A 19,162-nucleotide genomic window follows, 5' to 3' on the forward strand; every position below is an offset into this window, starting at 1 on the left:
ACGATCCTGGTCGAAGGCATAGAGCCAGGATTGTCCGATGCGGTGCTGCTCCCATGCAGTGTTTTATCAACCGATCGTTCAACTAAGGCTTCTCTGCTGTGAACCTCGAGAATTACTTCCCCGTCCTTTTGTTCATCCTTGTCGGCATCGGCGTTGGCGTCGCTCCGCAACTCCTTGGCCGCATCATCGGTCCGCACCGTCCCGACGCCGCCAAGCTGTCGCCGTACGAATGCGGTTTCGAAGCATTCGAAGATGCGCGCATGAAATTCGACGTCCGGTACTACCTGGTCGCGATCCTCTTTATTTTGTTTGATCTGGAAACGGCATTCTTCTTCCCATGGGGCGTCTCGATGCGTGACCTGGGCTGGCCGGCGTTCGTCACGATGATGGTCTTCATCGCCGAATTCGTTGTCGGTTTCTGGTACATCTGGAAGAAAGGTGCCCTTGATTGGGAATAAGCCATGGCTATTGAAGGCGTTTTAAACGAAGGTTTTGTTACCACCACAGCCGATAAGCTGATCAACTGGGCGCGTACCGGTTCGATGTGGCCGATGACGTTCGGCCTGGCTTGCTGTGCAGTCGAGATGATGCACGCCGGCGCCGCACGCTACGACCTCGACCGCTTCGGCGTCGTGTTCCGTCCGTCCCCGCGCCAGTCCGACGTGATGATCGTCGCCGGCACCCTGTGCAACAAGATGGCGCCGGCGCTGCGCAAGGTCTACGACCAGATGGCCGAGCCGCGCTGGGTCATCTCGATGGGCTCCTGCGCCAACGGCGGCGGCTACTACCACTATTCGTACTCCGTCGTGCGCGGCTGCGACCGCATCGTGCCGGTCGACGTCTACGTCCCGGGCTGCCCGCCGACTGCTGAAGCTCTGCTGTACGGCATCATCCAGCTGCAGAACAAGATCAAGCGCACCAATACCATCGCGCGATAAGAGAACCTGCCGAATTAAATCATGACGACAAAACTCGAAGTCCTTGAGCTCGCCCTGAAGAATGCGCTCGGCGAGCGCGCCGCCATTTCGTCGGCGCTCGGCGAAGTCACCGTGGTGGTCAAGGCCGCCGACTACCTTTCCGCGATGCAGACCCTGCGCGACGACGTGTCGCTGCATTTCGAAGAAATGATCGACCTGTGCGGCGTCGACTACCTGAACTATGGCGAAGGCACCTGGGATGGCCTGCGCTTCGCGGTGGTCGTGCACCTGCTGTCGCTCAAGCATAACTGGCGCGTGCGCGTGCGCGTGTTCTGCCCGGACGACGAGATGCCCCTGGTCCAGTCGATCACCGGCATCTGGCGCAACGCCAACTGGTTCGAGCGCGAAGCGTTCGACCTGTTCGGCATCCTGTTCGAAGGTCACGGCGACCTGCGCCGCATCCTGACCGACTATGGCTTCATCGGCCACCCGTTCCGCAAGGACTTCCCGATTTCGGGCTATGTCGAGATGCGCTACGACCCCGAGCAGAAGCGCGTGATCTACCAACCCGTGACGATCGAGCCGCGTGAAAACATTCCGCGCGTGATCCGCGAAGAAACCTACGGGATGAAATAATGGCTGAGCTTAAGAATTACACCCTGAACTTTGGTCCGCAGCACCCGGCAGCGCACGGCGTGCTGCGCCTCGTGCTGGAGCTGGACGGCGAGGTGATCCAGCGCGCCGACCCGCACATCGGCCTGCTGCACCGCGGCACCGAGAAGCTGGCCGAAACCCGCACCTACCTGCAGTCGGTGCCGTACATGGACCGCCTCGACTACGTCTCGATGATGAGCAACGAGCACGGCTACGTGCTGGCGATCGAGAAGCTGCTGGGCATCGAAGCCCCGGTCCGCGCGCAGTACATCCGCGTGATGTTCGACGAGATCACCCGTATCCTGAACCACCTGATGTGGCTGGGCGCGCACGCGCTGGACATCGGCGCCATGGGTCCCTTCCTGTACGCCTTCCGCGACCGTGAAGACCTGTTCGACGTCTACGAGGCGGTGTCGGGCGCGCGCATGCACGCGGCCTACTACCGTCCGGGCGGCGTGTACCGCGACCTGCCGGACCAGATGCCGAAGCACCGCCCGTCGCTGGTGCGCAGCCAGCGCGCGGTGGACGAGCTGAACGAGATCCGCCAGGGTTCGGTGCTCGACTTCATCGACGGCTTCACCAAGCGTTTCGACGGCTACGTGGACGAGTACGAGACCCTGCTGACCGACAACCGTATCTGGAAGCAGCGTACCGTCGGCATCGGCGTGGTGTCGCCGGAAGACGCGAAGGCGATGGGCTTCTCGGGCGCCATGCTGCGCGGCTCGGGCGTGGCCTGGGACCTGCGCAAGACCCAGCCCTACGCGGTCTACGACAAGATGGAATTCGACATCCCGGTCGGCACCAACGGCGACTCCTACGACCGCTACCTGGTCCGCGTGGAAGAACTGCGCCAGTCGAACCGCATCATCAAGCAGTGCGTTGCCTGGCTGGCTGCGAACCCGGGCCCGGTCATGATCGACAACAACAAGATCGCGCCGCCGTCGCGCGTCGACATGAAGTCGAACATGGAATCGCTGATCCACCACTTCAAGCTGTTCACCGAAGGCTTCCACGTGCCGCCGGGCGAGGCCTATGCCGCCGTCGAGCACCCGAAGGGCGAGTTCGGCATCTACATCGTGTCGGACGGCGCCAACAAGCCGTACCGCCTGAAGATCCGTACCCCGGACTATGTGCACCTGCAGAGCCTGGACGAGATGGCGCGCGGCCACATGATCGCCGATGCCGTCACCATCATCGGTACCCAGGACATCGTGTTCGGCTCGATCGACCGCTGAGTGGTCACCTGAGCGACGGAAGGAAAGAGAAAAATGTTATCTGAGCAGTGCTTAAAGAAAATCGACCGCGAGCTGGCGAAATACCCGGCTGACCAGCGCCAGTCGGCCGTGATGGCCGCGCTGGCCCACGCGCAAGTCGAAAAGGGATGGCTGGCGCCGGAAACGATGCAGGAAATCGCCGACTACATCGGCATGCCTGCGATCGCCGTCCAGGAAGTGGCCACCTTCTACAACATGTACAACCTGAAGCCGGTCGGCAAGCACAAGATCACCGTCTGCACCAACCTGCCGTGCGCCCTGTCGGGCGGCGAGCGCGCTGGCCAGCGCATCAAGGATGCCCTCGGCATCGACTACCGCGGCACCACCGAAGACGGGCAGTTCACCCTGCTCGAAGGCGAATGCATGGGCGCCTGCGGCGACGCACCCGTGATGCTGGTGAATAACCACCGCATGTGCTCGTTCATGAGCGACGAAAAGATCGACGCCCTGCTGGAGGAACTGAACAAATGACCAGCCTGCACGACCGCCACATCAATCCGCTGATCCTGAAGGATCTGAACGGCGACAACTGGCACCTGGCCGACTACGTCAAGCGTGGCGGCTACTCGGCCCTGCGCCGCATCCTGGAAGAGGGCATCCCGCCCGAGCAGATCATCGCCGACCTGAAGACCTCCGGCCTGCGCGGCCGCGGCGGCGCGGGTTTCCCGACCGGCCTGAAGTGGAGCTTCATGCCGCGCCAGTTCCCGGGCCAGAAATACCTCGTCTGCAACACCGACGAAGGCGAGCCGGGCACGTTCAAGGACCGCGACATCATCCGCTACAACCCGCACGCGCTGATCGAAGGCATGGCCATCGGCGCCTACGCGATGGGCATCACCGTGGGCTACAACTACATCCACGGCGAGATCTTCCAGGAATACCTGCGCTTCGAAGAGGCGCTGGAAGAGGCGCGCGCCGCCGGCTTCCTGGGCGATAACATCATGGGTTCGCAGTTCAGCTTCCAGCTGCACGCGCACCACGGCTACGGCGCCTACATCTGCGGCGAAGAAACCGCGCTGCTGGAATCGCTGGAAGGCAAGAAGGGCCAGCCGCGCTTCAAGCCGCCGTTCCCGGCCTCGTTCGGCCTGTACGGCAAGCCGACCACGATCAACAACACCGAGACCTTCGCCGCCGTCCCGTTCATCCTGAACCTGGGCGCGGCCGAGTACATGGCGCTGGGCAAGCCGAACAACGGCGGCACCAAGATCTTCTCGATCTCGGGCGACGTCGAGCGTCCGGGCAACTACGAGGTCCCGCTGGGCACCCCGTTCGCCAAGCTGATGGAACTGGCTGGCGGCATGCGCGGCGGCAAGAAGATCAAGGCGGTGATTCCGGGCGGTTCGTCGGCCCCGGTGATCCGCGGCGAAGTCATGATGGACACCGACCTGGACTACGACTCGATCGCCAAGGCCGGCTCGATGCTCGGTTCGGGCGCCGTGATCGTCATGGACGAGACCCGCTGCATGGTCAAGTCGCTGCTGCGCCTGTCCTACTTCTACTACGAGGAATCGTGCGGCCAGTGCACCCCGTGCCGCGAAGGCACGGGCTGGATGTACCGCATGGTCCACCGTATCGAGCACGGCCAGGGCCGTCCGGAAGACATGGACCTGCTGAACAACATCGCCTTCAACATCAAGGGCCGCACCATCTGCGCACTGGGCGACGCCGCGGCGATGCCGGTGGAAGCGATGATCAAGAACTTCCGCGAGGAATTCGAATATCACATCGAGCACAAGCACTGCCTCGTGCCCGCATACCTTTAAACCAGGTCAGGTAACGATCAAATGGTTGAAATTGAATTAGACGGCAAGAAAGTAGAAGTCCCGCCAGGTTCCATGGTGATGGACGCCGCGAATAAACTGGGAACCTATATCCCGCACTTCTGCTATCACAAGAAACTGTCGATCGCAGCGAACTGCCGCATGTGCCTCGTGGAAGTCGAAAAGGCACCGAAGCCGATGCCGGCCTGCGCGACCCCGGTCTCGCCGGGCATGATCGTGCGCACCCACAGCGACAAGGCGGTGCAGGCACAGAAGTCGGTGATGGAGTTCCTCCTGATTAACCATCCGCTGGATTGCCCGATCTGCGACCAGGGCGGCGAATGCCAGCTGCAGGACCTGGCGGTCGGCTACGGCAAGAGCGGCTCGCGCTACAGCGAAGAAAAGCGCGTCGTGACCCCGAAGGAAGCCGGTCCGCTGATCTCGATGGAAGAGATGAGCCGCTGCATCCAGTGCACCCGTTGCGTGCGCTTCGGCCAGGAAGTGGCCGGCGTGATGGAATTCGGCATGGTCGGCCGCGGCGAGCACTCGGAGATCACCACCTTCGTCGGCAAGACCGTCGACTCCGAAGTGTCGGGCAACATGATCGACCTGTGCCCGGTCGGCGCGCTGACCAGCAAGCCGTTCCGCTACTCGGCGCGTCCGTGGGAACTGCAGCGCCGCCGTTCGGTGTCGCCGCACGACTCGCTGGGCACCAACCTGATCGTCCAGGTCAAGGGCGGCAAGGTGATGCGCGTGCTGCCGCTGGAAAACGAACACATCAACGAGTGCTGGCTGTCCGACAAGGACCGCTTCGCGTACGAGGCGCTGGACAACGCCGACCGCCTGGTCAACCCGATGATCAAGCAGGACGGCAAGTGGATCGACACCGACTGGCAGACCGCCCTCGAATACGTCGCCCACGGCCTGCGCAACATCCGCCACGAGCATGGCGCCGACAGCATCGCCGCCGTCGCCACGCCGCACTCGACCGTCGAAGAACTGTACCTGCTGCAGAAAGCCATGCGTGGCTTCGGTATCGAGAACGTCGACTTCCGCCTGCGCCAGAGCGACTTCGCGCTGGACGGCGCGGTCACGCCGTGGCTGGGCATGCCGGTCGCCGAATTGTCGACCCTCAAGCGCGTGCTGGTGGTCGGCTCCTTCCTGCGCAAGGACCACCCGCTGGCCGCGACCCGCCTGCGCGCCGCCGTCAAGTCGGGCGCCAAGCTGGCGATCGTCCACGGTTCGGACGACGACAACCTGATCCCGACCGCCGGCCGCCTGATCGCCGCGCCGTCGGACTGGCTGGCCGCGCTGTCGGACATCGCCGTCGCCATCGCCGCCGCCAAGGGTGTCAACGCCCCGGCCGGCTTCGAGGGCATCGAGGCGACGGACGCCGCCAAAGCCATCGCCGCCACCCTGGTGGTGGAAGGCGCGGCCGACCTGGCGGGCGCTGACGTTCCTGGCGCTATTCTGCTGGGTAACGCCGCCGCACAGCATCCGCAGGCGTCGCAGCTGCACGCCGTGGCGCAGTGGATCGCCGAACAGACCGGCGCCAAGCTCGGTTACTTCGTCGACGCCGCCAACACCGTCGGCGGCTACCTGGTGAACGCGGTCTCGAAGAACGCTGCGAACCTGTTCGCCCAGCCGAAGAAAGCCTACGTGCTGCTGAACGCCGAGCCGGAACTGGACGCCGCCAACCCGCAGCAAGCCATCAAGGCCCTGCAGGGCGCGGAGATGGTCGTCGCCATGTCGGCCTTCAAGCACGGCATGGACTACGCCGACGTGCTGCTGCCGATCTCGCCGTTCAGCGAGACCGCCGGCACGTTCGTGAGCTGCGAAGGCCGCGCACAGAGCTTCAACGGCACCGTCAAGCCGCTGGGCGAGACCCGTCCGGCCTGGAAAGTGCTGCGCGTGCTGGGCAACCTGCTGGGCCTGTCGGGCTTCGATTACGAGAACTCGGAATCGATCCGCGACGAAGCGCTGGGCAAGGGCAATACCGACCTGTCGGCAAAGCTGAACAACGTCGCCAAGCTGGCCCCGGTCTCGGCCAGGTACGCCGACGGCGCCGACGGCGAGCTGAAGCTGGAGCGCCTGGCCGACGTGCCGATCTACTTCGCCGACGCCATCGCGCGCCGTTCGGAACCGCTGCTGCGCACCGCCGACGCCCAGGCCCCGCTGGCCACCATTTCGGCCAAGCTGGCCGAGGTGCTGGGCGTGCAGGCCGGCGACATGGTCACCGTGCAGCAAGGGGAGGGCAGCGCGACCCTGGTCGCCGCCGTCGATGCGCGCCTGCCGGCGAACGTCGTGCGCGTGGCCGCGGCTCACCAGCTGACCTCGTCGCTGGGCGCCATGTTCGGTCCGATTTCGATTGAAAAGGCTTAATGAAAATGTCGATGCCTGATGTAATTAATAGCTTCAATGCCGGCGGCGCGAACGTGCTCGGTGCGACCGCCTGGTCGTTCGTCTGGACGGTCATCAAGATCCTCGTGATCGTTGCTCCGCTGATGGGCCTGGTGGCTTACCTGACCCTGTGGGAGCGCAAGCTGATCGGCTGGATCCAGATCCGCGTCGGCCCGAACCGCGTGGGCCCGATCGGCCTGTTGCAGCCGCTCGCCGACGGCGTCAAGCTGCTGCTGAAGGAAATCGTGATCCCGGCCAAGGCCAGCGCACCGCTGTTCGTGATCGGCCCGATCATGACCATCATGCCAGCCCTGGCCGCGTGGTCGGTCATTCCCTTCGGCCCGGAAGTCGCGCTGGCCAACGTCAACGCCGGCCTGCTGCTGCTGCTGGCGATCACCTCGATGGAGGTGTACGGCATTATCATCGCCGGCTGGTCCGCGAACTCGAAGTACTCCTTCATGGGCGCGATGCGCGCCTCGGCCCAGATGATCTCGTACGAGATCCCGATGGGCTTCGTGATGGTGGTGATCCTGATGGTGTCCGGTTCGCTGAACTTCTCGGACATCGTGGCCAAGCAGGCGGTCGGCTCGATGGCGGCCCACGGCCTGAATTTCCTGTCGTGGAACTGGCTGCCGCTGCTGCCGCTGTGCGTGATCTACTTCATCTCCGGCCTGGCGGAGTGCAACCGCCACCCGTTCGACGTGGTGGAAGGCGAATCGGAAATCGTGGCCGGCCACATGGTCGAGTACTCGGGCATGTCGTACGCGATGTTCATGCTGGCCGAGTACGCCAACATGATCCTGGTGTCGACCCTGACCGCGGTGATGTTCCTGGGCGGCTGGCAGGCTCCGTTCTCGTTCCTCGAGTTCGGCGGCGCCTTCGGCGGCTTCTTCTGGCTGGCCGTGAAAGCCTTCCTGGTCGTGTCGATGATGATCTGGGTCCGCGCGACGTTCCCGCGTTACCGCTATGACCAGATCATGCGCCTCGGCTGGAAAGTGTTCATCCCGCTGACCCTGGTGTGGCTGGTCCTGGTTGCTGCCGTGATGCAGACGCCGTGGAACATTTGGAAGTAAGGAAGCGCAGAAATGACTCGAGTAAAAGATTTCTTCGGCAGCCTGATGCTGTCCGAGCTATTCAAGGGCCTGGCGCTGACCGGCAAGTATGCGCTGTCGCGCAAGATTACCGTCCAGTACCCGGAAGAAAAGACCCCGATCTCGCCGCGTTTCCGCGGCCTGCACGCGCTGCGCCGCTACCCCAACGGGGAAGAGCGCTGCATCGCCTGCAAGCTGTGCGAAGCGGTGTGCCCGGCCATGGCGATCACGATCGAATCGGCGCAGCGCGAGGACGGCACCCGCCGCACCACGCGCTATGACATCGACCTGACCAAGTGCATCTTCTGCGGCTTCTGCGAAGAATCGTGCCCGGTCGATTCGATCGTCGAGACCCAGGTGCTGGAATACCACGGCGAAAAGCGTGGCGACCTGTACTACACCAAGGAAATGCTCCTGGCCGTGGGTGACCGCTACGAAAACGAGATCGCCGCTGCTCGCGAAGCAGATGCGAAATATCGCTAATAACAAGAGGGCTCCTGCGTAAGTCATGGAATTCACAACTGTTCTGTTCTACGTGTTCTCGGCGGTCATGATCATCGCCGGGTTGCGCGTCATTACCGCCAAGAACCCGGTGCACGCCGCGCTGTTCCTGGTGCTCGCGTTCTTCAACGCCGCCGGCATCTGGATGCTGCTGAAGGCCGAGTTCCTCGCCATCGTGCTGGTGCTGGTCTATGTCGGCGCCGTGATGGTGCTGTTCCTGTTCGTCGTCATGATGCTCGACATTAACATCGACCGCATGCGCGAAGGCTTCTGGGGCTACCTCCCGATCGCCTCGGCGATCGGCGCCCTGATCGTGGTCGAGATGGCCGCCGTCCTGTGGCGCGGCTTCCTCGGCCAGGGCGAAGCCCCGCTCGAGACGGCTGTCGGCCACATCGGCGGCACCCGCGAACTCGGCCGCCTGATCTACACCCAGTACATCTACGGCTTCGAAATCGCCGGCCTGATCCTGCTGGTGGCGATCATCGCCGCCGTGGCCCTGACCCTGCGCAAGCGCAAGGACACCAAAGCCATCGACCCGGCGCTCGCCGTCCGCGTCAAGCGTAACGACCGCCTGCGCATCGTCAAGATGCAGGCGGTGAACCAGAAGGCGATCGATGCAGCCGCAGTGGCCGCCGCAGAAGCCAAGAAGGAGGCTCCATGACTCTGTCGCTCGCTCACTACCTGATCCTCGGCGCGATCCTGTTCGCGATCTCGGTGGTCGGTATTTTCCTGAACCGGAAGAACATCATCATCCTGCTGATGGCCATCGAACTGATGCTGCTGGCAGTGAACCTGAACTTCGTCGCCTTCTCGCACTATCTGGGTGATGCAGCAGGGCAGATCTTCGTGTTCTTCATCCTGACTGTCGCGGCCGCCGAATCGGCGATCGGCCTGGCGATCCTGGTGGTCCTGTTCCGTAACCTGGACACGATCAACGTGGAAGACCTCGACAGCCTGAAGGGCTAATCGGTTTGTTCTGTGAACTCCTCGATAAACAAGACATAAGGCTATAGAAAATGACGGGGCCAATTAACCCTAACCTCTTGCTGGCGGTGCCTCTGGCGCCGCTCGCGGGCTCGGCGATCGCCGGCCTGCTCGGCACCAAGTTCTTCGGGAACGTGGTCGGCCGCAAGGTGTCGCATACCGCGACCATCGCAGGCGTCTTCATCGCCATGGTCATCTCGATCATGACGCTCATGAACGTGCTGGATGGCGCAAGCTTCAACGGCGACGTCTACACCTGGATGACCATCGGCACCATGAAGATGACGGTCGGTTTCCAGATCGACGCGCTGTCGGCAATGATGATGTGCGTGGTGACTTCGGTGTCGCTGATGGTCCACATCTACACGATCGGCTACATGGCCGAGGACGAAGGCTACAACCGCTTCTTCTCGTACATCTCGCTGTTCACCTTCTCGATGCTGATGCTGGTCATGTCCAACAACTTCCTGCAGCTGTTCTTCGGCTGGGAAGCGGTGGGCCTGGTCTCGTACCTGCTGATCGGCTTCTGGTACACCCGTCCGACGGCGATCTTCGCGAACATGAAGGCCTTCCTGGTCAACCGCGTCGGCGACTTCGGCTTCATCCTCGGCATCGGCCTGCTGCTGGCCGCCACCGGCACCATGAACTACGGCGAGACCTTCGCCAAGGCCGGCGCGCTGTCGACCATGTTCGTGCCGGGTACCACCTGGCCGCTGCTGACCGCGGCCTGCATCTGCCTGTTCATCGGCGCGATGGGCAAGTCGGCGCAGTTCCCGCTGCACGTGTGGCTGCCGGATTCGATGGAAGGCCCGACCCCGATCTCGGCGCTGATCCACGCCGCGACCATGGTTACCGCCGGCATCTTCATGGTGACCCGCATGTCGCCGCTGTTCGAGCTGTCGGACACCGCGCTGTCCTTCATCGTCGTGATCGGTTCGATCACCGCGCTGTTCATGGGCTTCCTGGGCATCATCCAGAACGACATCAAGCGCGTGGTTGCTTATTCCACGCTTTCGCAGCTGGGCTACATGACCGTCGCGCTGGGCGTGTCGGCGTATAACGTGGCCGTGTTCCACCTGATGACCCACGCCTTCTTCAAGGCCCTGCTGTTCCTCGGCGCGGGTTCGGTCATCATCGGCATGCACCACGACCAGGACATGCGCAACATGGGCGGCCTGCGCAAGTACATGCCGATCACCTGGATCACCTCGCTGCTCGGCTCGCTGGCCCTGATCGGCACCCCGTTCTTCGCCGGCTTCTACTCGAAGGACTCGATCATCGAGGCCGTGGCCGCCGCCAAGCACGCAGGCATGGCCGGCGCCGGTTTCGCCTACTTCGCGGTCGTGGCCGGCGTGTTCATTACCGCCTTCTACTCCTTCCGCATGTACTTCCTGGTGTTCCACGGTGAAGAGCGTTTCGGCAAGGCCCATGCGCACGACCACCATGACGAGCACGCCCACCACGCCCATGACAACAACCATGGCGCCGAAGGCAAGGATCCGACCGCGCTGCATGAAGCCACCGCGCACCACGAAGAAGAAGAGGAAGACGCACACGGCCACCATGGCCTGGCCCCGGGCCAGAAGCCGCACGAGTCGCCGCTGGTCGTGACCCTGCCGCTGATCCTGCTGGCGATCCCGTCGGTCATCATCGGTTTCCTGGCGATCGGTCCGATGCTGTTCGGCGACTTCTTCAAGGGCGTGATCTTCGTCGGCGAAAACCACCCGGCGATGGAAGAACTGGCGCACGAGTTCCACGGCGCCGCCGCGATGGGCGTGCACGCCTTCACCTCGCTGCCGTTCATCCTGGCCCTGGCCGGTGTCGTCGCCGCCTACTACTGCTACATGATCAATCCGCGTGTGCCGGCCTGGTTCTACAACAAACTGCGCCCGATCCACACTCTGCTGGACAACAAGTACTACATGGACAAGTTCAACGAGGTCTTCTTCGCAGGCGGCGCACGCGGCCTGGGCAAGGGCCTCTGGCAGATCGGTGACCGTGTCCTGATCGACGGCCTGCTGGTCAACGGTTCCGCCAAGCTGGTGGGCTGGTTCTCGACCGTCGTCCGTACGTTCCAGACTGGTTACATCTACCACTATGCGTTCGTGATGATCCTGGGCGTGCTGGGTACGCTGCTGTACTTCTTCCCGTTCTGGCACGCTTAAACAGAGAGAAAAACAAGATGCAGTCCACGATTTCCTCCTACCCGTACCTGAGCCTCTCGGTCTGGCTTCCGATCATCTTCGGTATGATCGTGCTGGCCGTCGGCCGTGACAGCAAGGCGGGCTTCACCCGCGTGCTGTCGCTGATCGGCGCGGTGGTCAGCTTCCTGCCGACCATCCCGCTGATGTCGAGCTTCAGCAATATCGCCCATGGCCCCCAATTCGTCGAAAAGGCGGCCTGGATCGCTCGCTTCAACATCCACTACTACCTCGGCATCGACGGCCTGAGCCTCTGGTTCGTGCCCCTGACCGCCTTCATCACGATCATCGTCGTCATCTCCGCATGGCAGGTGATCGAGGAGCGCGTGGCCCAGTACATGGGCTCCTTCCTGATGCTGTCGGGCCTGATGATCGGCGTGTTCGTCTCGCTGGACGGCCTGCTGTTCTACTTCTTCTTCGAAGCCACCCTGATCCCGATGTACATCATCATCGGCGTGTTCGGCGGCCCGAACCGTGTGTACGCGGCGTTCAAGTTCTTCCTGTACACCTTCATGGGTTCGCTGCTGACCCTGATCGCCATCATCTACCTGTACAACAAGTCGGGCGGCTCGTTCGACATCCTGGCATGGCACCAGCTGCCGCTGACCATGACGGAACAGGTCCTGATCTTCCTGGCCTTCCTGATGGCCTTCGCCGTCAAGGTCCCGATGTGGCCGGTGCACACCTGGCTGCCGGACGCCCACGTGGAAGCGCCGACCGGCGGTTCGGTGGTGCTGGCCGCGATCATGCTGAAGCTGGGCGGCTACGGCTTCTTGCGGTTCTCGCTGCCGATCGCCCCGGACGCCTCGCATTACCTGGCGCCGATGATCATCGTGCTGTCGTTGATCGCCGTGATCTACATCGGCCTGGTGGCGATGGTCCAGAAGGACATGAAGAAACTGGTTGCGTACTCGTCGATCGCCCACATGGGTTTCGTCACCCTCGGCTTCTTCATCTTCAACGAGATCGGCGTGCAGGGGGGCATCGTCCAGATGATCTCGCACGGCTTCGTGTCGGGCGCGATGTTCCTGTGCATCGGCGTGCTGTACGACCGCATGCACTCGCGTGAAATCGCCGACTACGGCGGTGTCGTGAACACCATGCCGAAGTTCGCCGCCTTCTCGGTCCTGTTCGCGATGGCCAACTGCGGCCTGCCGGCGACCTCCGGCTTCGTGGGCGAATTCATGGTGATCCTGGGCGCGGTGAAGTTCAACTTCTGGACCGGCCTGCTGGCCGCCACCGCCCTGATCCTGGGCGCAGCCTACTCGCTGTGGATGGTCAAGCGCGTCGTGTTCGGCAAGATCGCTAACCGCCACGTGGCCGAACTGACCGACCTGAACGGCCGCGAGTTCTTCATGCTGGGCGTGCTGGCGATCCTGACCATCTACATGGGCCTGTATCCGGCGCCGTTCACCGACTCGCTGCAAGTGTCGGTGGCCGACCTGCTGCAGCACGTGTCGGTCAGCAAGCTGCCGCCGTTGCACTAAGCAGGAAACTACAACGATATGAATCCGATGATTAATACGACTCTTTCGGCGGCGTCCATCAACATGGCGCCGTTGTCCGCGGAAATCTTCCTGGTGGTCGCGTCCTGCGCGATCCTCCTGATCGACATGTTCCTGAAGGAAGGGAAGCGGAATATCACCTACATCCTGTCGCTGCTGACCCTGGTCGGCTGCGCGGTGATCACCTGGGCCGATTTCAACGCCGGCACCACGACCTATACGTTCTTCAACATGTTCGTGTCGGACCCGATGGCGAACCTGCTGAAGCTGTTCACCTACCTGGCGGTCGGTATCACCCTGGTGTATTCGCGCCAGTACTCGGGCGACCGCGGCATGATGTCCGGTAACATGGGCGGCGAGTTCTACGTCCTGGCCCTGTTCACCATGCTGGGCCAGATGATCATGATCTCCGGCAACAACATGCTGCCGATCTACCTGGGCCTGGAACTGATGTCGCTGTCGCTGTACGCGCTGGTGGCAATGCGCCGCGACCACGCGATCTCGACCGAAGCCGCGATGAAGTACTTCATCCTGGGTTCGCTGGCCTCGGGCTTCATGCTCTATGGTATTTCGATGATCTACGGCGCCACCGGTTCGCTGGACATCACCACGATCGCCAAGCTGACCGCCGCCAGCGCCGCCAACCACACCATCCTGGTGTTCGGCCTGGTGTTCGTCGTCGCCGGCATGGCCTTCAAGCTGGGCGCGGTCCCGTTCCACATGTGGGTGCCGGACGTCTACCAGGGTTCGCCGACCGGCGTGACCCTGCTGCTGGGCGCCGCGCCGAAACTGGCGTCGTTCGCGATGATGATCCGCATCCTGGCCGAAGGCCTGCTCCAGATGGCCTTCGACTGGCAGCAGATGCTGCTGGCCCTGGCCGTGCTGTCGCTGGCCGTGGGTAACCTGACCGCGATCTCGCAGACCAACATCAAGCGCATGCTGGCCTACTCGACCATCGCCCAGCTCGGCTTCGTGCTGCTCGGCATGATGGCAGGCACCACCGGACCGCGCGATGCGTTCAACGCCGCCAACGCCGCCCCGGCCTACAGCGCCGCCATGTACTACACCATCACCTACGTGCTGACCACCCTGGGCAGTTTCGGCCTGGTGATGATGCTGGCGCGCTCGGGCTTCGAAGCGGAAGAAATCTCCGACTTCAAAGGCCTGGCCAAGCGCAGCCCGTGGTACGCCCTGGTCATGACCGTGCTGATGTTCTCGCTGGCCGGCGTGCCGCCGATGATGGGCTTCATGGCCAAGTGGGCGGTCCTGCAGGCCGTGGTCGCGACCGGCCAGTACTGGCTGGCGATCGTCGCCGTGCTGTTCTCGCTGATCGGCGCCTTCTACTACCTGCGCGTGGTGAAGACCATCTGGTTCGACGACGTGGTGGACGCTTCGCCGATCGTGACCCCGATCGACATGCGCGTGGCCCTGTCGCTGAACGGCGTGCTGGTGGTGGTGCTGGGCGTGGTGCCGAACGGCCTGCTGAGCGCATGCCTGAACGCCATGACCCAGACCCTGGGTTCGTAAGACTCGCCGGTGGACCTGTCCCTGGCAACCTGGTTGGTGATCGCGGTCGCGATCGCGTTCGCCAACCTGCCTTTCCTGAACGAGAGCGTGTTCGGCTTCATTCCCCTGAAGCCAGCGCAGGGCAGGGCGCACGCGAAGTTGTTCGTCGTGCGCCTTCTCGAGTTGTTTGTTTTATACTTCGTCGTCGGCGGACTCGCCCGTTTGCTGGAATCCCGGATCGGCAATGCCTTTCCCCAGACCTGGGAATTCTATGCAATCACGGCGTGCATGTTCGTCGTGCTGGCCTTCCCCGGTTTCGTACTGCGTTACCTGAGAAAGCGCCGGAGCTGAGCACCCGCGTCCATGGCGCCGGTGCTGTCGAAAACCTACGCATCACCGGAGCATCCATGGATTCCCACCTCAGAGAAACCCGCATCGACGGCGAGCTGGCCTACGACGGCCACTTCCTCAAAGTCACGCGCGACCGCATCAAGCTGCCCGACGGCTCGGAGAGCCAGCGCGAATTCATCCGCCATCCCGGCGCGGTCGTGATCCTGCCGCTGCTGCCGGACGGCCGCGTGCTGCTGGAGCGCCAGTTCCGCTATCCGAACGACCGTGTCTTCATCGAATTCCCGGCCGGGAAAATCGATCCGGGCGAACTTCCTCTCGCCACCGCCAGGCGCGAGCTGGAAGAGGAAACCGGCTACACGGCGAAGGAGTGGAACTTCGTCTGCACCATCCACAACGCGATCGCGTATTCCGACGAACACCTCGACATCTTCCTGGCGCGCGACCTGACTCAGGGCGAGGCGAAGCTGGATGAAGGCGAGTTCCTCGAACTGTTCACGGCCACCATCCCGGAACTGCTGGAGATGGTCCGGCGCGGCGAGATCACCGACGTGAAGACCATCATCGGTACCTTCTGGCTGGAGAAATTCGCCGCCGGCACCTGGACACCCACCTGAGATGCCGACGCCGGCGCTGCGGCCGCTGCTCGCGCTGGGCCTGCCTCTCTGGCTGATGCTGGCGGCGGGCGAGGCTGCCGCCGGCACGCCGGTCGGGGCCCGCTGCGAAGCCGGCCCGGGCGGCGCCGGCCGGCGCCCCGCGGTCAGCGTCGAAGCGCACGACACTGGCTACCGCGTCGACAACAGCCTGTCCTACCGCGAGCTCACGCGCCTCAAGCGCGAGCGCGTGGGCGAGTACGTGCTGGGGCTGACGCGCGCCGAGTCGCGGGTCGCGATCAGCGTCGAAGGCAGCATCGCGAGCGATCCGGACAGCGGCATGGAATGCATGTCGCCCCGGATCGCGGTCAGCCTGTCCTACCTGCCCATCGTGGTGTATGTCGGCAGCGAGTTCGCACCGGGAACCTGCGCGTACCGCGAAATACTTGCGCATGAGATGCGCCACCTCAAAGCCTACGTCGAATTCCTGCCGAAAGTGGAAAGGACGGTGCGCGATGCGCTCGCGGGCCGGTTCGACGCCCGTCCCGTGGTCGCGCCGCAAGGCCAGTCGCTGTCGCGTGTGCAGGCTGAACTGGACGGACGCTGGATGCCCTTCATCAAGCGCGAAATGGGCAGGGCGAAGGGGCTGCAGGCCCGTATTGACAGCGCGGGTGAATACGCGCGTCTCAGCAAAGTTTGCCAAGGTGAGGTACAGTCTCTTATTGGATCGACAAGACACCCACGTTCGTCAACAAGCTCATAAATGAATCAAGCACCACGTTACTTTGCCTTAATCCCGGCTGCCGGCGTCGGCGCCCGCATGGGTGCGGGCAGCCCGAAGCAATACCTGAAAATCGGCGGCAAGCCGATGCTTCGCCATACCCTCGACGCCTTCCTGTCGAGCGACCTGATCGCGCACACTTTCGTCGTGGTGAGCCCGGACGACCCCTACATCGACACCGTCGCCCCGACGCATGGCGTGACCGTGCTGCGCTGCGGCGGCGCCAGCCGCATGGAGTCGGTGCGCAACGGCCTGGCCGTGCTGGCCAACACCCTGGCGCCGACCGACTGGGTGCTGGTGCATGACGCCGCCCGTCCCGGCCTGACCGCCGAGCTGATCGGAAAGCTGATCGCCAGCGTCGGCGAGCATCCCGTCGGCGGCCTGCTGGGACTGCCGGTGGTCGACACCGTCAAGCGCTGCATCGAAGGCGAAGCCTGCGGCACCATTCCGCGCAACGGCCTGTGGCTGGCGCAGACCCCGCAGATGTTCCGTTTCAAGCTGCTGGCCGAAGCCCTGAAGGCGGCCAGCGATCCGGCGTCGATTACCGATGACGCCAGCGCGGTTGAAGCCCTCGGATTGACCCCCAAGTTAGTCGAAGGACATCCCCGCAACCTGAAAGTGACCCTGCCGGACGACATCCGGATCGCCGAGCTGTACCTGGCAGTGTCCCAACCCGAACTCGTGTGAACGCCATGGCTCTTGCATCGTATAACCCCACTCCGCCGTTCCGTATCGGGACCGGCTATGACTGCCACGCCCTGGTCGAAGGCCGCAAGCTGATCGTCGGCGGCGTTACCATCCCGCACCGCCTCGGCCTGCTCGGCCACTCGGACGCCGACGTGCTGCTGCACGCCATCATCGACGCGCTGCTGGGCGCCGCCGCCCTCGGCGACATCGGCAAGCACTTCCCGGACACCGACCCGATGTTCGCCGGCGCCGATTCGCGCACCCTGCTGCGCGAAGTGGCCTCGCGCGTGCTCGCCACCGGCTACACCATCGGCAACATCGACGCCACCATCATCGCCCAGCAGCCGAAGATGGCGCCGCACATCCCGCAAATGGTGTCGCGCATCGCCGAAGACATCGGCGTCTCGCCGCAGCAGGTGAACATCAAGGCCAAGACCAACGAGAAGCTCGGCTTCCTGGGCCGCGAAGAGGGCATGGCGGCCGAGGCGGTGGCCTTGCTGGTCAAGGCCTGAACAGTCCGATTCGTCGTGCCGGGCATTGCCCGACCCGACTCCGCACCCTCCCGTCGTCCCCGCGAAGGCGGGGACCCAAGTTTGCCAGCGTTTCGATAGCCCATGCAGAACCTGGGTCCCCGCCTGCGCTGGGCCGACGTTTTTATGCCGTCCTCTGCAAGTCTTCACGCGCCGTGCCACACTATCGGCAATAAAGACAACACGGCCCCCCAAGATGACCACCGACACCGCAATGAGCCCGCGCGCCGCCTGGCTCCTGATCCTGTCCGCCAGCGCGATCCTGATGATCACGATGGCGGCGCGCCTGACCACCGGCCTGTTCCTCTCGCCGATCAATACCTCGACCGGCCTCGGAGTCGCCTCGATCAGCCTGGCGATGGCGGTCGGCCAGTTCATGTGGGGCGCTTCGCAGCCGGTGTTCGGCGCCGTGGCCGACAAATGGGGGCCGGCGCGCGTGATCGTGCTGGGCGGTGTGATGCTGGCGCTCGGCCTGGCGGCCACGCCTTTCGTCTCCTCGCAGTTCGGGCTGATGATGACCCTCGGCGTCCTGTCGGCGGCGGGCGCGGGCGCCGGCAGCTTCTCGATCCTGATCGGCGCCACCGCCCAGCGCCTGCCAGCCGGGCGCCGGCACTTCGCCGCCGGCTTCATCAACGCCGGCGGCTCGTTCGGCCAGTTCGTGTTCTCGCCGCTGGTGCAGGCCGTGATCCAGGCCAGCGGCTGGGTGGTGGCGATGATCTCGCTGGCCGCGACCACGCTGCTGACGATCCCGCTGGCCTTCCTCATGCGCGGCCAGAAGGCGCCGGCGAGGGCGGCCGCCGCGATCGATGAAACCACGCTGGGCCGCCAGGTCCGCGAAGCGCTGCGCGACAAGAGCTACCTGTGCCTGCACGCCGGCTTCTTCACCTGCGGCTTCCACATCGCCTTCCTGGTGACCCACCTGCCGGGCGAAGTTGCGCTGTGCGGCCTGCCGGCCGCGGTGTCGGCCAAGGCGCTCGGCCTGATCGGCCTGTTCAACATCGCCGGCTCGCTGATCGCGGGCGCGCTCGGCCAGCGCTACCGCATGAAGTGGCTGCTGGCCGCGATCTACGGCGGCCGCGCCGTGATCATCGGCCTGTACCTGCTGGCGCCGAAGACCGCGCTGACCTTCTACCTGTTCGCCGCCGCGCTGGGCTTCTCCTGGCTGGCGACGGTGCCGCCGACGGCGGGCCTGGTCGGCAAGCTGTTCGGCACGCGCTACCTGTCGACCCTGTTCGGCCTGACCCTGCTGTCGCACCAGGTCGGCGGCTTCTTCGGCGCCTGGCTGGGCGGCCTGGCCTTCGTCCACTTCGGCGATTATTCGTGGATGTGGTACGCCGACATCCTGCTGGCGCTGGCCGCCGCGCTGGTCAACCTGCCGATCCGCGAAGCGCGCCCGCACGCGCCGGCAGCGGCCGCGGCAAAGGCCTGAG

20 protein-coding genes are annotated in these 19,162 nt (G+C 63.9%); all 20 read left to right on the forward strand.

The genetic code is table 11. The annotated features are described in order from the left end of the window. Positions 1-98: 98 nt before the first annotated feature. The gene (locus AC3A6M_RS03240; protein ID WP_487851299.1) at positions 99-458 is read left to right on the forward strand and encodes an NADH-quinone oxidoreductase subunit A; all 360 of its coding nucleotides are present in this window, start codon (positions 99-101) and stop codon (positions 456-458) included. 3 nt (positions 459-461) lie between these two features. Next, positions 462-938, forward strand: coding sequence for a NuoB/complex I 20 kDa subunit family protein (locus tag AC3A6M_RS03245; protein WP_135190173.1), 477 nt, complete (start codon positions 462-464; stop codon positions 936-938). 21 nt (positions 939-959) lie between these two features. After that, on the forward strand, positions 960-1,553 hold the full coding sequence (locus tag AC3A6M_RS03250; RefSeq protein WP_487851300.1) for an NADH-quinone oxidoreductase subunit C: 594 nt from the start codon (positions 960-962) through the stop codon (positions 1,551-1,553). Continuing rightward, positions 1,553-2,806, forward strand: a complete 1,254-nt coding sequence (locus tag AC3A6M_RS03255; RefSeq protein WP_487851301.1) for an NADH-quinone oxidoreductase subunit D — start codon at positions 1,553-1,555, stop codon at positions 2,804-2,806. Before AC3A6M_RS03250 ends, AC3A6M_RS03255 begins: the two co-directional genes overlap by 1 nt. Positions 2,807-2,839: 33 nt before the next feature. Then, complete coding sequence (gene nuoE, locus AC3A6M_RS03260) at positions 2,840-3,316, forward strand: NADH-quinone oxidoreductase subunit NuoE (RefSeq protein WP_487851302.1); 477 nt, start codon at positions 2,840-2,842, stop codon at positions 3,314-3,316. Next, complete coding sequence (gene nuoF, locus AC3A6M_RS03265; RefSeq protein WP_487851303.1) at positions 3,313-4,608, forward strand: NADH-quinone oxidoreductase subunit NuoF; 1,296 nt, start codon at positions 3,313-3,315, stop codon at positions 4,606-4,608. The genes nuoE and nuoF overlap by 4 nt, the downstream gene beginning before the upstream one ends. 21 nt (positions 4,609-4,629) lie before the next feature. Continuing rightward, positions 4,630-6,987 carry an NADH-quinone oxidoreductase subunit NuoG gene (gene nuoG, locus AC3A6M_RS03270; RefSeq protein ID WP_487851304.1) on the forward strand — a complete coding sequence of 786 codons (2,358 nt, stop codon included), beginning with the start codon at positions 4,630-4,632 and terminating at the stop codon, positions 6,985-6,987. A 5-nt stretch (positions 6,988-6,992) separates the two neighbouring features. After that, positions 6,993-8,078 carry an NADH-quinone oxidoreductase subunit NuoH gene (gene nuoH, locus AC3A6M_RS03275; protein WP_487851731.1) on the forward strand — a complete coding sequence of 362 codons (1,086 nt, stop codon included), beginning with the start codon at positions 6,993-6,995 and terminating at the stop codon, positions 8,076-8,078. 12 nt (positions 8,079-8,090) lie between these two features. Then, the gene (nuoI, locus tag AC3A6M_RS03280; RefSeq protein ID WP_487851305.1) at positions 8,091-8,579 is read left to right on the forward strand and encodes an NADH-quinone oxidoreductase subunit NuoI; all 489 of its coding nucleotides are present in this window, start codon (positions 8,091-8,093) and stop codon (positions 8,577-8,579) included. A gap of 25 nt (positions 8,580-8,604) precedes the next feature. Beyond that, positions 8,605-9,258, forward strand: a complete 654-nt coding sequence (locus AC3A6M_RS03285) for an NADH-quinone oxidoreductase subunit J (protein WP_487851306.1) — start codon at positions 8,605-8,607, stop codon at positions 9,256-9,258. Then, complete coding sequence (nuoK, locus tag AC3A6M_RS03290; RefSeq protein WP_036168632.1) at positions 9,255-9,563, forward strand: NADH-quinone oxidoreductase subunit NuoK; 309 nt, start codon at positions 9,255-9,257, stop codon at positions 9,561-9,563. Before AC3A6M_RS03285 ends, nuoK begins: the two co-directional genes overlap by 4 nt. 50 nt (positions 9,564-9,613) lie before the next feature. Beyond that, positions 9,614-11,746 carry an NADH-quinone oxidoreductase subunit L gene (gene nuoL / locus AC3A6M_RS03295; protein ID WP_487851307.1) on the forward strand — a complete coding sequence of 711 codons (2,133 nt, stop codon included), beginning with the start codon at positions 9,614-9,616 and terminating at the stop codon, positions 11,744-11,746. A 17-nt stretch (positions 11,747-11,763) separates the two neighbouring features. Further along, positions 11,764-13,269: an NADH-quinone oxidoreductase subunit M gene (locus AC3A6M_RS03300; RefSeq protein WP_487851308.1), complete on the forward strand. Its 1,506-nt coding sequence runs from the start codon at positions 11,764-11,766 to the stop codon at positions 13,267-13,269. Positions 13,270-13,287: 18 nt separating this feature from the next. Continuing rightward, positions 13,288-14,814 carry an NADH-quinone oxidoreductase subunit NuoN gene (gene nuoN, locus AC3A6M_RS03305; protein WP_487851309.1) on the forward strand — a complete coding sequence of 509 codons (1,527 nt, stop codon included), beginning with the start codon at positions 13,288-13,290 and terminating at the stop codon, positions 14,812-14,814. 9 nt (positions 14,815-14,823) lie between these two features. Then, positions 14,824-15,144 carry a DUF2818 family protein gene (locus AC3A6M_RS03310; protein ID WP_487851310.1) on the forward strand — a complete coding sequence of 107 codons (321 nt, stop codon included), beginning with the start codon at positions 14,824-14,826 and terminating at the stop codon, positions 15,142-15,144. Positions 15,145-15,200: 56 nt separating this feature from the next. Then, on the forward strand, positions 15,201-15,758 hold the full coding sequence (locus AC3A6M_RS03315; protein WP_487851311.1) for an NUDIX domain-containing protein: 558 nt from the start codon (positions 15,201-15,203) through the stop codon (positions 15,756-15,758). A gap of 1 nt (position 15,759) precedes the next feature. Then, a complete protein-coding gene (locus AC3A6M_RS03320) occupies positions 15,760-16,497 on the forward strand; it encodes a hypothetical protein (RefSeq protein WP_487851312.1) in 738 nt (245 codons plus the stop codon). Continuing rightward, positions 16,498-17,202 carry a 2-C-methyl-D-erythritol 4-phosphate cytidylyltransferase gene (gene ispD / locus AC3A6M_RS03325; protein ID WP_487851313.1) on the forward strand — a complete coding sequence of 235 codons (705 nt, stop codon included), beginning with the start codon at positions 16,498-16,500 and terminating at the stop codon, positions 17,200-17,202. Positions 17,203-17,207: 5 nt separating this feature from the next. Next, complete coding sequence (ispF, locus tag AC3A6M_RS03330) at positions 17,208-17,714, forward strand: 2-C-methyl-D-erythritol 2,4-cyclodiphosphate synthase (protein WP_487851314.1); 507 nt, start codon at positions 17,208-17,210, stop codon at positions 17,712-17,714. 214 nt (positions 17,715-17,928) lie between these two features. After that, on the forward strand, positions 17,929-19,161 hold the full coding sequence (locus AC3A6M_RS03335; RefSeq protein WP_487851315.1) for an MFS transporter: 1,233 nt from the start codon (positions 17,929-17,931) through the stop codon (positions 19,159-19,161). Position 19,162 lies beyond the last annotated feature (1 nt).

Source organism: Telluria sp. Soil_C_11 (assembly GCF_057657395.1).